This window comes from Paenibacillus sp. alder61 (assembly GCF_020179875.1).
GTDB classification, from domain to species: domain Bacteria; phylum Bacillota; class Bacilli; order Paenibacillales; family Paenibacillaceae; genus Fontibacillus; species Fontibacillus faecis.
In genome coordinates this window covers 189,382-202,947 of the sequence record NZ_JAIUDG010000004.1, presented here as the reverse complement: position 1 = coordinate 202,947, position 13,566 = coordinate 189,382, and the positions used below count along the sequence as shown (strand labels likewise).

The 13,566-nt window shown below is 49.6% G+C and carries 13 protein-coding genes and 1 pseudogene; 3 read left to right on the top strand and 11 right to left on the bottom strand.

Features of this window, described 5'->3' with window-relative positions; translation table 11 throughout:
* Positions 1-175 precede the first annotated feature (175 nt).
* On the bottom strand, positions 176-784 hold the full coding sequence (locus LBW89_RS05820; protein WP_225038773.1) for a hypothetical protein: 609 nt from the start codon (positions 782-784) through the stop codon (positions 176-178).
* Between the two features lie 180 nt (positions 785-964).
* Positions 965-1,033 (bottom strand): annotated as a pseudogene (locus tag LBW89_RS27865) (zinc-ribbon domain-containing protein); the annotation flags it as partial.
* 181 nt (positions 1,034-1,214) lie between these two features.
* Between LBW89_RS27865 and LBW89_RS05810 the strand changes: the two are divergent.
* Positions 1,215-1,664: a hypothetical protein gene (locus LBW89_RS05810; protein ID WP_225038750.1), complete on the top strand. Its 450-nt coding sequence runs from the start codon at positions 1,215-1,217 to the stop codon at positions 1,662-1,664.
* Between the two features lie 14 nt (positions 1,665-1,678).
* Positions 1,679-2,314, top strand: coding sequence for a phosphatase PAP2 family protein (locus LBW89_RS05805; protein ID WP_225038749.1), 636 nt, complete (start codon positions 1,679-1,681; stop codon positions 2,312-2,314).
* Positions 2,315-2,421: 107 nt separating this feature from the next.
* On the opposite strand, the gene LBW89_RS05800 is transcribed toward LBW89_RS05805, so the two are convergent.
* The 8 genes from LBW89_RS05800 to LBW89_RS05765 all read right to left on the bottom strand — a co-directional run bounded on the left by LBW89_RS05800 (position 2,422) and on the right by LBW89_RS05765 (position 10,935).
* Positions 2,422-2,841 carry an OsmC family protein gene (locus LBW89_RS05800; RefSeq protein WP_148455562.1) on the bottom strand — a complete coding sequence of 140 codons (420 nt, stop codon included), beginning with the start codon at positions 2,839-2,841 and terminating at the stop codon, positions 2,422-2,424.
* A 23-nt stretch (positions 2,842-2,864) separates the two neighbouring features.
* Positions 2,865-3,833, bottom strand: a complete 969-nt coding sequence (locus LBW89_RS05795; protein WP_225038748.1) for an ABC transporter ATP-binding protein — start codon at positions 3,831-3,833, stop codon at positions 2,865-2,867.
* Positions 3,817-4,806, bottom strand: a complete 990-nt coding sequence (locus LBW89_RS05790) for an ABC transporter ATP-binding protein (protein WP_225038747.1) — start codon at positions 4,804-4,806, stop codon at positions 3,817-3,819. The genes LBW89_RS05795 and LBW89_RS05790 overlap by 17 nt, the downstream gene beginning before the upstream one ends.
* A 67-nt stretch (positions 4,807-4,873) precedes the next feature.
* Entirely contained in the window at positions 4,874-6,487 is a 1,614-nt protein-coding gene (locus tag LBW89_RS05785; RefSeq protein ID WP_148455555.1) for an ABC transporter substrate-binding protein, read from the bottom strand.
* A gap of 22 nt (positions 6,488-6,509) precedes the next feature.
* Complete coding sequence (locus tag LBW89_RS05780; protein WP_213508036.1) at positions 6,510-7,391, bottom strand: ABC transporter permease; 882 nt, start codon at positions 7,389-7,391, stop codon at positions 6,510-6,512.
* A complete protein-coding gene (locus tag LBW89_RS05775) occupies positions 7,384-8,394 on the bottom strand; it encodes an ABC transporter permease (RefSeq protein WP_148455551.1) in 1,011 nt (336 codons plus the stop codon). Before LBW89_RS05775 ends, LBW89_RS05780 begins: the two co-directional genes overlap by 8 nt.
* A gap of 36 nt (positions 8,395-8,430) precedes the next feature.
* Positions 8,431-9,012 carry a TetR/AcrR family transcriptional regulator gene (locus LBW89_RS05770; RefSeq protein ID WP_148455943.1) on the bottom strand — a complete coding sequence of 194 codons (582 nt, stop codon included), beginning with the start codon at positions 9,010-9,012 and terminating at the stop codon, positions 8,431-8,433.
* 216 nt (positions 9,013-9,228) lie between these two features.
* Complete coding sequence (locus tag LBW89_RS05765) at positions 9,229-10,935, bottom strand: ABC transporter substrate-binding protein (protein WP_225038770.1); 1,707 nt, start codon at positions 10,933-10,935, stop codon at positions 9,229-9,231.
* A gap of 215 nt (positions 10,936-11,150) precedes the next feature.
* Here LBW89_RS05765 and LBW89_RS05760 point away from each other — a divergent pair, with 215 nt between their 5' ends.
* Entirely contained in the window at positions 11,151-12,011 is an 861-nt protein-coding gene (locus tag LBW89_RS05760) for an AraC family transcriptional regulator (protein WP_225038745.1), read from the top strand.
* Between the two features lie 13 nt (positions 12,012-12,024).
* Here the strand turns inward: LBW89_RS05760 and LBW89_RS05755 are convergent, their stop codons facing one another.
* Positions 12,025-13,539, bottom strand: coding sequence for a glycoside hydrolase family 43 protein (locus LBW89_RS05755; protein WP_225038744.1), 1,515 nt, complete (start codon positions 13,537-13,539; stop codon positions 12,025-12,027).
* Positions 13,540-13,566 lie beyond the last annotated feature (27 nt).

Genomic DNA, 13,566 nt, shown 5'->3' with positions numbered 1-13,566 from the left:
ATAACATATGAATGATTGATCATATATAAATTATTTCACTTTTATGGCTCTCTGTCAATGATTTCGAATTCTACGCAACCCATTCCCAAGCCCATTTTGAATCCATCTGCATCCTATACAAAAAATAATGCCAGCTCCGGTGGTTCTCCGATAGGCTGGCATCATTTCTTAATCTTTATTCGATTTGGAAATTCCCCTCTGCGACAAGTTTGTCCTGTATAAAAATCCTCAGTATATATTTCCCAAACCCTATATCATCAACACAGCCCGGCTTTAGGTCAAGAAATACCCCCTCCCAGGTAGGATCAACCTCTACGTCGAAACTATGTATAAGGTTCTCATTATTTTCTTGATCCAGCAACGTGATCCTAACTGAGGATGCCTTGAGCGATCCTACGAATTTGTTGAAACCGATAGTAATCGGTTGATCCAAGGTAAATTCATGGGTTTCACCCGCAATAGAACCATCTGCGTTTAGTCCGGTACCGAAAATAATTTCGGTGGCCGAGTTAAAGGTATGATATAGTGACCATGCAATAAAAAAGGTGAATATGACGGTTAGAGCAATCGATACTTTCCGATAGCGCTCTCCTTTTTTAAGGACATTCTCATTTAATTTCTCGTTCGCAATAAGGCGCTTCTCAAAAGAATAAAATAAACAAGAAATAACGAAGTTGACAACGATGCATACTTTGAACGGGATTTCAAATATTCCGTATGCACAGATCAAAGCAACTAAGCCTATAATACCGGACAATAACGTCCAACCCCATACTTTCGTCAAGCCCCGCCTTTTAAGGTTTATGCTTGTGAATATCGCCGGCAAAAGGGGCGAGAAGAGCAGTCCCGAAAACAATATAGGACCGGGTTTGAATAGATTGTCTCTTCTCGGCTGAGAATCGGTGCTTACCGGGGTGTGAGTCACTTTCTCGAATTGTTCATTATGTGAGCTTACATCTAAGGAGTTTCCGCAGTTGGTACAAAATCTTGCTCCCGGATTATTTCGGGTTCCACAGTTAGGACAATAGGCCATATTCATCCCCCACAAAATAGTTCTTCAGTCATCCCATTATATCAAACTCACTTTCTCTTGAATTATATTTTTTTCCAGTTAAGAAACTTAATCCGACCAGCGCCAGTGCCTTCCCCTGCAACCCGATGACGATTGTGCTAAACTATTAAAATCATTAATTTATTTTTGGGGGCTAACCGGCATGTCACAAAACAAGTGTAAGCACATCCTGACTTTCCTTATTTGTATCTCATTATTTGTTATTTTTTCCGGTTGCGGGAATTCTAAGGACGATCTTTCAGGACATTGGAAAGTAACGGACACGAAGATGAACACTAGCTATGATATCTACCTTACTGGGGATTCCTTCACGCAAGTCTTTAATGGGGTCGAGACCACATTTAGTTATAAGATCGTGAACAACGGGAAAGAAAACTTAAGGATGGAATTGAACAACAAAGACGGAAATATTACTTATTTGGATCTGGCTTATAAAAATAAAGATCGAACCGTGATTGAGGCAAGTACCGATCTCAAAGAGGGTAAATATAGCGAGAAGCTTACTGAAGCCATCGCCAACATGGAATCCTTAGGCATGGATACCGTATCTAAGGCTAACTGGAATTACATCGACGATAAACAGAAACCATAAGGAACGGCCATCATATGCTCAAAATAAAAGCTTTCTTCCCCATAGCTGTACTCATCGTCTGCATTCTCGGCTTTGGCTGGACAGCCCTAAATATCCGAGGGGATCAAATTCGCGATTTTGATAGAATCATAACCGCTTCGGTTCAGGGATGGGAAACGCCGTCATTGACCATCGTTATGAAGCTATTTACAACCATCGGCGGAGGGCTGCCGCTGATTCTCTTGATGATCACGGTCATGGTCATTTTGCATACGTTCTTGGGGCACCGGAAGGAGCTGATTTTTCTGGCCGTTGTGATGCTCGGTTCAACCCTGATCAATTGGGGCCTCAAAACGCTGTTCCACCGTGTGCGGCCCGACATTCACCGGTTGATCGAAGTTGCGGGCTACAGTTTTCCGAGCGGGCATTCCATGGCCGCATTCAGTTTCTACGGAGCCCTTGCTTATCTGATTTGGAGCCATATCCCCTCTTTATTAGGCCGTTCGTCGGTCATAATACTAAGTTCGCTGTTTATATTCGTCATCGGAACCAGCCGCATTTATTTGGGAGTGCATTACCCGAGTGACGTCATCGGCGGTTATTTCGTCAGCGGTTGCTGGTTGATTCTAACCATCATGTTGTATGACAAATATATGGGCCGGAGAGCCTGACGGAACGCAGCAAAAAAGCGCGATTTCCGAATTTCGGAAACCGCGCTGTGCTTTGTCCTGCCCGAGCGTAATGTGTTTGCGGCCGCCGGTGCGACAGCGGCATATCGTTATTTAAACACTTCCACGCCGTTCAGAATGAGTCTATGCGTGATGGTCGCACTCAGTGAATCCGATACGGAACAATATTTCGCCGTCCCAAGTTCGATGGCCTTCCAAATTCGGTAATCGGGAATATCGCCATCCACTTTAAAAATGAGCTCGATCGCGGTAAATCCTTTGGGCGGCTCTTCCTTGCGCACTCCGTTCGTTACAATCTCTATTTTATTGATCGAGGACAAAAAGTTCTCCAGAATCATGGTTACGTCCATACCGATACAACCCGCCAAGCTTGCCAATAACACCTCCACGGGCGAAGCGCCGTTGCCTTCTCCTCCCCATTGCGGAGTTGCATCCATGTTTACTACGTAGCCGGAAGGACCCGCTGCTTGAAAAAACTTCTTACCTTGCCATGTTGTCGTTACTTGCATGTTTTTAGCCCACTTTCTTTGTTTTATTTATGATATAAATGACAAGCCGTATACCGATTGGCCGATACTTCCAGCCATTCCGGCTGAACGCTCCCGCACTCCGGCATGGCATGGGGACAACGGGTATGGAATACGCAGCCTGAAGGCGGTTTACGCGGACTCGGCACCTCCCCGGACAGAACGATCCGCTCTCTTCGCTTGTCCATATCCGGCTCCGGAATAGCCGAAATGAGCGCCTTCGTATAGGGATGGAGCGGGTTCGTGAACAGTTCCTCCGAGGGTCCAATCTCCATCATTTTCCCCAAATACATAACCCCGACTTGATCGCTAATATAGCGCACAACCGACAAGTCATGGGAAATGAACAGATAAGTAAGGGACAGGCGGTTTTGCAGATCCTCCAGCAGGGTCAGAACCTGAGCTTGGATAGATACATCCAACGCCGACACCGGCTCATCAAACACGATAAATTTAGGCTCGAGAATCAGCGCCCGGGCGATCCCTACTCTTTGCCGCTGCCCGCCCGACAGTTCATGCGGATATCGCGAGGCATGTTTTGCCGTCAGCCCTACCACTTCGAGAATATCATTCACTTTCTTTAGAAGTTCTTCTTGCGGCAGTTTGTAATGGGTACGCAGCGGCTCTTCCAAAATCCGGCGAACGGTCCACTTCGGATCAAGGGAACCGAACGGGTCCTGAAATACCATTTGCATGTCGGTCTTTAGCTTTCTCATCGGCTCCGTTCCCAGTTCCGTAATGTCCGTCCCGTCGAACAGGATGCTCCCGGAAGTAGGTTCGATTAATCGAAGTACGGTTTTGCCCAAGGTGGTTTTCCCCGAACCCGATTCCCCCACGACCGCGAATGTTTCCCCTTTCTTAACCGAAAACGAGACGCCGTCGAGGGATTTGGCAACGCCGGTGACCCGGCCGAACAGCCCCGTTTTTACGGGATAATGCTTCTTTAACTCTTTGATTTCAAGAATGGGCAGCATCCGTATCCCTCCTATAGAGATGGCACTTGCATTTATGCTTGCCGCCAAAATCGTACAAAGCCGGCTCCACGCTCTCGCACAAATCCATTCTGGAAGGGCAGCGCTGGGCAAACCGGCACCCCGGCAAAAATTCCGAAGGATGAGGAACCTGTCCGGCTATCGCTTCCAGGCGTGTCTTTTCTCCCGAAAATTGCGGCATTGAATTCAAGAGGCCGACCGTATAAGGATGCTTGGGCTCCTTAAATATCGTCCGCACGTCCCCCTGTTCCACGATTTGACCGGCATACATCACCGCCACCCGGTCACACATTTCAGCCACGACTCCCAGGTCATGGGTAATAAAAATAATCGCGGTTCCCCGCTCCTTCTGCAGCTTCTTCATCAGCTCGAGAATTTGCGCCTGAATCGTCACGTCCAAGGCCGTCGTAGGTTCATCCGCAATCAGAATATCCGGGTTGGACGCCATCGCCATCGCGATCAGTACGCGCTGCCGCATTCCTCCCGATAGCTGGTGCGGATAGGCCTCCATAATTTGCTCCGGCGCGGAAATGCCGACTTCGCCGAGCAGAGCGATCGCTTCCCGATGCGCCTCTCTTTTACTCTTCTTCGAGTGCTGTCGGATCGATTCTCGAACTTGACGGCCGATCTTAAAGACCGGGTTCAAGGCCGTCATCGGCTCTTGAAAGATCGTGGAGATGTGATTGCCGCGCACCTTTTGCATTTCGGACTCCGACATGTTCAGCAGACTCTTTCCACGGTAACGAATATCTCCCTCGGCTACCTTGGCCAAACCCTCGGGAAGAAGTCGCATAATGGATAACGAGGTCACGCTCTTTCCGCTGCCGGACTCCCCGACAATGCCAAGCGTTTCCCCGGCCTCAAGCTCCAGGCTAACACCGCCCACTACCCGAATCGGGCCCGAACCATTGGCGAAATCGATAGACAGCTGATCTATTTCCAAGAGCTTTGTCATAGCGGCCTCCCCCGATGAATTAAAGTAGGTAAGACCCCCTGCCCTTCGGCTCGGGGGTCCCTTCTCCTTATTTGTACAATGAGCTGAAACGGATAATTTCATCCGGGTAGAAGATGTACCCGTTTACGCCCTTGCTGATTCCGACAATCAGATTGCTTTCATAGAGATAAGCCCAAGGGGAATCCGCCGTCACCTGTTTCTGTACTTGTTTGTACAGCTCCGACCGCTTCGCATCATCCGGCTCGACATTCGCCTGCGCCAACAGGTCATCAACGATTTTGCTATTGTAACCCGTGTAGTTGGAAGCACCTTTACTATCCAGCAGGAATCCATAATGATAGGATGGGTCATTTACCAGTGAAGTATATTTGCCGAGAAAAGCCGCCGCTTTTTTATTGTTGATCAGTTCGCGGTATTGCGCCGGAGCTACTTTGTTAATGTTCAGGGTTACTCCGATTTTCTCAAGCTCGGCTTTGAGCAAGACCGCGATATCTTCATAATCCTGGGTGGAGGAGTTTACCGTCAGATCAAAGGTAAATCCGTTCTCGTAGCCCGCTTCTTTCATCAACGCTTTAGCTTTTTCCGGGTTGTATTCATATTCATTTCCCTCGGCGGTAAAATCCGGAGATTTGCTGGAAATCGAGCTTTTCAGTGGAGATGCTTGCCCGAAGGCAACATCCTGGATCAACTTGTTTTGATCGATAACATAGTTGATGGCTTGTCTCACCTTCAACTGATCGAACGGCTTGAAATTCGCGTTCATGCCAAGATACACGATCCGGTTGGACGATTCCGAGCTGATCGTGATGTTGTCTTTCTTCGACAGGCTCTCTACGTCTTTTGCCGGGATATCAAGCGCCACATCGACTTCTCCTTTTTCAAGGAACATTTCGCGGTTCGATGCTTCCGCTACATATTTAACGATAACTTTGTCAACCTTAGGGGCGCCGTTCCAGTAGTCTTTGTTGGCTACAAATACGGCTTCTGTGGCGGGATCCCATTTTTCAAGTTTAAAAGCCCCGGAACCCGCGGAATGCTGCGTTAAGTAATCCTCCGGCTGGTCTTTGGCCACGGATGGATCGACGATGGAGAACGTAAAGGTTGCCAGGTACTTCAGGAACAAATGGTTGGGAGCGCCCAGCTTGAATTCTACAGTTTTGTCGTCGATTTTCGTAACCGACTGAATATTCGACAGCTTATAAAGGCTTCCGCCTTCACCTTTGGTTTTTACCCGCTCAAACGAGTACACGACGGCATCGGCATTGACGGGGTTGCCGCTTTGGAACTTGGCACCGTCCCGGAGGGTGAACGTATACGTCGTCAAATCATCGGAAACTTTCCAGGATTCAGCCAGCGAAGGAACGACTTTATCGGTCCGTCCCACGGTTTTGCCATCGACTTCTTCCGTTGCGCTGGTCACAAGCGTGTCATACAGAGCGAAGGCATAGGAAGCTGAAGTCAGGTCGGCCGCTTCATGCGGGTCCATCGTTTGACCGGCTCCTTGCGAATAAGCGATCGTAATGGTTTTCCCGGCCGCGGAATCAGCGCCCGTGGAGTTCTCGGCCTTTGTCGCCGTATTATTCCCCGCAGCTCCCTTGGGATTGGAGCTTTGCGCGCAGCCCGATGCGAGCGCCAATACCAGCAAAGCCGAAATAAGGATAAACAAGTTGCTTTTTTTCATGTCTTCCACCCCTGGTCTATAGTTATGAATTTTGTTTAGAGGACTGGCCATGCGGATCAAGAACGTCACGCAATCCATCTCCAAGCAATATGAATCCGAAAATGGTTGTAGCAATAGCAGCGCCCGGGAACACCGTCATCCACCACTCGCCCGAAATAATATAATCGCGGCCATAGGAGATCATAGCCCCCCATTCTGCCGTCGGAGGCTTCACCCCCAGACCGAGAAAGCTGAGGCTTGAGGTGATCAAAACGGCCGATCCCAAGCCCAGCGTAATCTGCACAACAACCGGAGCCAATGCGTTCGGCAAAATATGCTGAAAAATAATCGAGGAATGTCGAACGCCGAGCGCCCTGCTTGCTTCAATAAATTCCTTCTCTTTAATCACTACAGTCTGGCCGTACATCAAACGGGCGAATTCCGGGATCGCCACGATCCCCACCGCCAGCAGGGCGCCGAACAACCCGGGACCGATCGACGCCGCGAGCGCCATAGCCAATATCAACGATGGAAAAGCGAGCAGAATATCCATCAACCTCATGATGAGATTTCCGATTTTTCCACCAAAATAACCTGCGATCGCACCAAGCGGAATCCCGACGATACAAGCGATTCCGATCGCTACCATCCCTGTCCAAAGCGTGACTCTCGCTCCGTACAAAATCCGGCTGAAAATATCTCTGCCGAAATTATCCGTCCCGAACCAATGCACCATATTCGGGGATTGCAGTTTGTCCTCCGTCCGTATTTCGTCGGGGCCAAACGGCGCAATCCACGGAGCTAATATCGCCAATATCACCCATGCGAGAACCAGGATTAAACCGACTAATAACAGTTTTTTTGCCGCGATTCTCCCCATGAAACTTGCCCATGACGGTCTTGTTGATTTTGTTGATCTATTCATATCTCACCCGGGGATCAAGCACCCCATATAGCAATTCGACAATAAGATTAATGAATCCGTACAATATGGCGCTGATCAGTGTCATCGCCTGAATGGGGGCATAGTCGGCCGAAAGAATCGACTCCGTCACATAGTTCCCGATCCCCGGCCATACAAAGATCGTCTCCGTAATTACGGCTCCGCCAAGCAGTGCGCCAAATTGCAATCCGATTACCGTCAGCGAAGGGATTAACGAATTTATCAGCCCATGTTTATAGATAACCGCTCCATGGGATAATCCCTTTGCTTTGGCCGTCCTCATGAAATCCTGCCGTATGACCTCCAGCATGCTCGCCCGCACCATTTTTGTAACGATCGCCATCGTCCCCATGCTCAAGCAGATCGCGGGCAGGATTAAATGATGCAGCGAACTTTTGAGTGCGATCATGTCCCAGCTTAGTAGGCTATCCAGCACATACAAGCCCGTGATATGGGTCGGCGGATTAATCCCGCCGCTAATACGTCCCATCGGGGCGGGCAGCCATCCAAGTTTGGAGTAGAATAGCGTAATAAGCAGCAATCCCAGCCAAAAAATAGGAACCGATGAGCCGATAAAGGAAAGCACCCGGGCTATATGATCAAAAATCGAATTTTGCCGGGAAGCCGCCGCAATGCCGAGAGGAATCGCTACGATCAAAGCTACAAACATGCTCGCCAGTGTAAGCTCCAAGGTGGCCGGAAACCGTGAGACAAAATCGGATGCAACCGAGTGTCCGGTATGCCAGGCAAACCCCAAATCTCCCCGGAGCAACTGCTTGATATAATCCCACAGCTGGATATAAAGCGGTTGATTGAAGCCATACTCTTCCCTAACTTTGTCCACAAACTCCGGCAGCGCTTGTTCCCCTGTAATCATCAGGGCCGGATCCCCCGGTAAAATTCTTGTCAAGATGAACGTGATCATGACGATTCCCGCAATACTTGGAATCATCATGGCTATACGTCTAAGCGCGTATTTCAGCAACTCACATCATCCTCCTTCTCATGCTGTCTGAACCTGTCATATCCCAAGCAATCCGAAAAATTCGAAATGAACGGCTTCCGCCGCCAATTCATCCACGGTAAGTTCAGCCAGATTGGATTCTGCGGGACTAGGACCAAACAGCCATCTCGCAATAATGCCCTCAATCAGGCTCATCAGCAGCGCCGCCCGTATATGTATATCCGTTGACTTCGGCAGCATCCCCAGTTCAACGGCGCGTTCAATATTTCGCCTGAAGGACTTCTCCATTTCAATGCGGGTTTCTCGAAACGCATTTCGGATGGCTTCCTCTTCTCCATTGCCCGTGAGCAGTAGTTCCATGAAATACCGGTGCTCCTGAGCGAATCTAAAAATATCGGCCAGCAAGCGCCCGGACCCCTGAACCATTTCCTGTACAGAGCCGGCTTCCGTACGATAACCTCTCTGGATGACGGTAAGTAAAGCTTCTCTGCCGGACTCAATAATTTCGAGAGCTATAGCTTCTTTGCTCTTGAAATACCAGTAAAATGTGCCCTGCGCAACGCCCGCGTCATTGACGATGTCAGAAATTTTCGTATTCTGATAACCGTATTTTGCAAATCTCTCAACTGCGATTTCCATCAATTGAGATTTTCTCGCGTCCCGTAGTCTAGACTGGTTTAAGTTAGCGATGGAAATCATCCCCTCCAGATTGACTGGTCAGTCAGTTCGTTTCATATCTTATAGGTTTAGTAGGGATATGTCAATGGATAATTTCCTTTCAATCCCACTGTCATACTCTGTTTTATAAGTTAAAGTACCCCCGCCAAGATGGCGGGGGCATGTAACCGTTCGAAACTATTGAATTTCTTTACCCGTAAACAATGAAACTCTCGCTTTCACTAACTCGGTATACTCGCTTTCCATTTTTTCCGCTCCTACCCGGTTCAGCTCGGCGATAAATTCGTCATAGACCTTGTCAAAATCGGCCGGTTTTGCCAAGACGGCTTCCGGAATCCGTTTGCGGACGATATCCTGCGTTTTTTGGTAAATCACTTGATAATTCCCGTCCGTCGGCACCTGCATGTTGTACAGAGCCCCCCACTCCTTCACGGGAAGATCTTTTTCGCTAGGAAACAAGTCCTTCCATGTCGTCGCCTTGTAAGCTTTCAAAGTTTCCTCCTCCGCATCCGAGTAGCTGGCGATAATTTGTTCCGGGAAGTTCGTCGTATAGTAGTTGCCGGTTGAATCCTTGACCCCGTCACCATAACGGACGCCGAATACAGAATACAACCCGATGCCCGATTGTTTGCTGAAATTTTCAGCGTCATTCACCTTTTGATCGAGCACATCTTTGGGGATGACGCGTTTGCCGTCTTCCAGGTTGTAATGCTTGCCTTCGATGCCCCAGTTTCTTAATACCTGCCCCTCATCGGAGGAGAGCCAGTCCAGGAATTGGATGGCCCGGACGGGATCTTCACAGGCGGTCGTAATGCTGATGCCATAGCCGTCGACACCGAAGGACTGCATGGAATGGTCCTTATACTCCTCCTTCAACGTTACCGGAAAATGACCGTAGGTAAACTCGTCTTTGCCGGCGGCCTTTAGCGCGTTCTCGGCGTCCTGGTATTCCCATTCGACGGAGGTGAGGCCCAGCACGCGGCCGCTTGCGATTTTTGCTTTGTATTGGTCATCCTTCTGAATAAAAGATTCCTTATCCAGTAAACCTTCATTGTACATATGGTTCAACCAACGAAAATACTCCCGCTCCTCCGGACGTTTGTAGTGAAGCATGGCTTCATAAGTCCCCGGATTTACGTAGTATTCCCCATCTCCCGGAGCCCCCGTAGTGTTCACGGCCTGATTGGTTACCGTAATCATGATTTTCCAATCGTCGGCATTCAGCGTCAATGGGATGGTAGGTTGTCCGTCCGTCGTCGGATGTTTGGCCACGTATTCCTTCAGTACGTTCTCAAAATCCTGAACCGTTTTGATTTCAGGATACCCCAGCTCCTTCAAAACGCGGAGTTGAACCTGGAAACCGCTGGTCGCATCAAAGATCTGCTGATCGACTCCGATATTGGTCGGGATTGAGTAGATCGCCGGATCGTCCTTACTGTACTTCATGCGGTTCATATCTTTGCTCATGACTTTTTTGATGTTCGGCGCATACTTATCGATCAGCTCCGTTAAATCAATGACCGCTCCGGCATCAACCAGCCTGCCCAATTCCCCCTTGGCGTAGATCAGATCGGGGTATTCCCCGCTGGCCGCCATTAACGCAATTTTGCTCTGTCCGCCGCCGCTGCCGACATCATATTCCGCTTCAAGGGTAACCCCCGTTTTGGCTGTAATCTCTTTTCCCACGTCATCTTGCATATGGTTCCAATTCGGGCTGGCGTCGGCGCCGAAAAACGAAAAGGTCATCGGACTATCCTTTCCTTCTCCGGTCTCTTGTCCGGAATTAACCGATTTGGAATTATTCCCCGAACTGCCGCAACCCGCAGAAACGATCAACATCCCGGCCATGAACAGAATCCCTAAATGTTTGAATTTGCATCTCATTCCGCCCATTCTAAATCCCCCTTCATTTTCATAGAAAACACCTCTTGTTTGCGCTTGCAGACTTGTCGATTAAAAAGAACTTGCGCCACGCTCCCTCCCGTCTTTTCTCCGCTTTTCATATTAATGCAAGGATGGACGTGACACCTTGATTTTCAAGTCATGCTTATAGCATGATATAGACACGATCGGATCAATCAGTCCTAGGGGGGTTCTCCTTGAATAATGTGTATTTGCACTGGTTTACAACGGACGAGCACTTTCCCTTCTTCATTCAATACGGTGGTCATGAAGAAGACACTTCCCTGCACAGACATATCGATTTCTCGGAGCTTGTCATCGTGCTGAACGGGAACGCCACACACATCGTGAACAATGAGGCGTCATTTATCAAGAAAGGGAACGTATTCGTCATCAACGGCAGCACCTCCCATGCGTATAAAGACCCTTGCGATTTAAAAATCTGCAACATCATGTATCACCCGGAGATGCTGCGCGCCGCCGGACCCGATTTAAGGACATCCACCGGGTTTCAGGCGCTGTTCATCCTGGAGCCTTTTTATCGCCAAATCCATGATTATAAAAGCAAGCTGAACTTGTCCATGGTAGGCTTGGATGTTGTCTCTTCCCTTATTTCCGGCATGATTGAGGAATACCACAACAAGCATCAAGGCTATCAAACCATGCTGACCTCCCGCTTTATGGAACTGGCCGTTTATTTATCGAGGCAGTATGACAGTCAGGAGAAAAGTATCGACCCCAGTTTGATGCATCTGGCGAACGCCGTCTCTTATATTGAAGATCACTATCTGGAACCGGTCACCTTGGAGGAGATCGCCGCCAAATCGGAAATTTCCGTCAGACACTTGAACCGAATTTTTAAAGCTTACTACCAAACGACGCCAATTGCTTATTTGCAGCGGCTCCGGTTGGAAAGGGCCTGCACCTTGCTAAGGCAGACAAATCTATCCATCACGGATATATCCTACGAGTGCGGGTTTAACGACAGCAATTATCTCGCGAGACAGTTCAAAAAAAAGTATGGTATGACCCCCAAGTCTTTTCGCATGCAACGTTAAACCTCGGTCGATTTCAGTCCAAGGGCTCATAATCAAACCAATCAAACAGAGCCGGAGCTTCCCCTCCCGTCTGTCCGGTTGCGTACATCGCCAGGATAACCCCCGTGAAACCGCCGGCCACCTCCGTCGAAAGCAGGTGGGTTTCCCCCCATCCCATTTCAACGCCGGCCCCTTCTGCATGAGACCGAAAAGAAAACTCAAACCTTTCGGGCAAAGCTCTTATGTTCAGTTCGACGGGTCCTTCCGGGCAATCTTTGATTTTCTGGACCCGGAGCGAGCCGACAGTGCGCCGAAATACGATGCTCTTACGCCCCTCAACGAGCCTGACGGCAAGATCGTAGTGGTAGTTTTCATTCATGAAAACCGTCAGCCCGGCCTCCTCCCGTTCATTCACCGGTTCAAACTCCAGGGCCGCCGCAATACGGCATGAGAAATGGCGAAGTCGGCGCCCAACAAAAGCCGGGGCACCCGCATCGTCTAAGGTCGTTTCATTTCCACGCAGCGTAAGATGCCCGGGATGTTCGGATAGCGACCAGCTATTTGCCGCGGGGTTTCGCAAAAACATCCAGTCATGACCCAACATCGGTTCGTTGAAGTCGTCCCGGACCGGTTTCTTCGGCCAACGGACCTCCGTCAGTTCGGGCCCTTTCATAACGGGCTCCATCCGACCTTCTTCCCCGACGATCGGCCAGCCGTCCGCCGTCCAAGTGACGGGCGCGAGACAAACCTCCCGCCCCAGATGATGCCGCTTTGGGTAGGAGACGGGCCGGATTCCCAGGAAAACAGCCCACCAGGAACCGTCCTGGATTTGAAGCATGTCCGCATGGCCGGTTGCCTGAATAGGGCTATCCAGGCTTCTGTGCGAAAGAATGGGATTATAAGGGCAGGCTTCGTAAGGCCCGTACGGATCCTTGCTTCTGGCGACGGTCGCCATATGACCGTACTCCGTTCCGCCTTCGGCTATCATCAGATAATAGTACCCGTCTATTTGGTACAAATGAGGAGCTTCGGGGTGCGCCCCGCCGGTTCCCCTCCAAATCAGATGGCTCTCCGTCAACCTGCGCCCTGTCTCCGGGTCGATTTCGCATTGATAAATGCCGCTTCCTTGATCGTCCACCCGGCTTGATTGAAAGTAAACACGGCCGTCCTCATCGAACAGAAGAGAAGGATCGATCCCGTCCTGGGCCACCGGAATCGGATCGGACCATGGACCTTCCGGTGTCATGCTTTTCACATAGAAATTTCCGCAATGCCCCAGATTGGTCGTCACCATATAAAACCAGCCCTTGTGATAACGTAAGGTCGGCGCGTAAATCCCCCCCGAAGTCCACGCCTTTGACAGTGGCAGCTGTTCCTTGGTTGTCAGACAATGGCCGATCTGGCGCCAGTTGACGAGATCCTTGCTGTGAAAAATAGGCACTCCCGGAAAATACTCAAACGTGCTGGTCACCAAATAAAAATCGTCATCCACCCGGCAGATGCTGGGATCGGGGTAAAACCCCGGGATGACGGGATTTGCATACCGCATGAACTTCCACTCCCGTTCTCTTTAAAA

Coding starts and splice junctions, on each gene's coding strand:
- LBW89_RS05810 (WP_225038750.1), top strand. CDS start 1,215: ATGTCACAAAACAAGTGTAAGCACATCCTGACTTTCCTTATTTGTATC.
- LBW89_RS05805 (WP_225038749.1), top strand. CDS start 1,679: ATGCTCAAAATAAAAGCTTTCTTCCCCATAGCTGTACTCATCGTCTGC.
- LBW89_RS05800 (WP_148455562.1), bottom strand. CDS start 2,841: ATGCAAGTAACGACAACATGGCAAGGTAAGAAGTTTTTTCAAGCAGCG.
- LBW89_RS05795 (WP_225038748.1), bottom strand. CDS start 3,833: ATGCTGCCCATTCTTGAAATCAAAGAGTTAAAGAAGCATTATCCCGTA.
- LBW89_RS05790 (WP_225038747.1), bottom strand. CDS start 4,806: ATGACAAAGCTCTTGGAAATAGATCAGCTGTCTATCGATTTCGCCAAT.
- LBW89_RS05785 (WP_148455555.1), bottom strand. CDS start 6,487: ATGAAAAAAAGCAACTTGTTTATCCTTATTTCGGCTTTGCTGGTATTG.
- LBW89_RS05780 (WP_213508036.1), bottom strand. CDS start 7,391: ATGAATAGATCAACAAAATCAACAAGACCGTCATGGGCAAGTTTCATG.
- LBW89_RS05770 (WP_148455943.1), bottom strand. CDS start 9,012: ATGGAAATCGCAGTTGAGAGATTTGCAAAATACGGTTATCAGAATACG.
- LBW89_RS05765 (WP_225038770.1), bottom strand. CDS start 10,935: ATGAGATGCAAATTCAAACATTTAGGGATTCTGTTCATGGCCGGGATG.
- LBW89_RS05755 (WP_225038744.1), bottom strand. CDS start 13,539: ATGCGGTATGCAAATCCCGTCATCCCGGGGTTTTACCCCGATCCCAGC.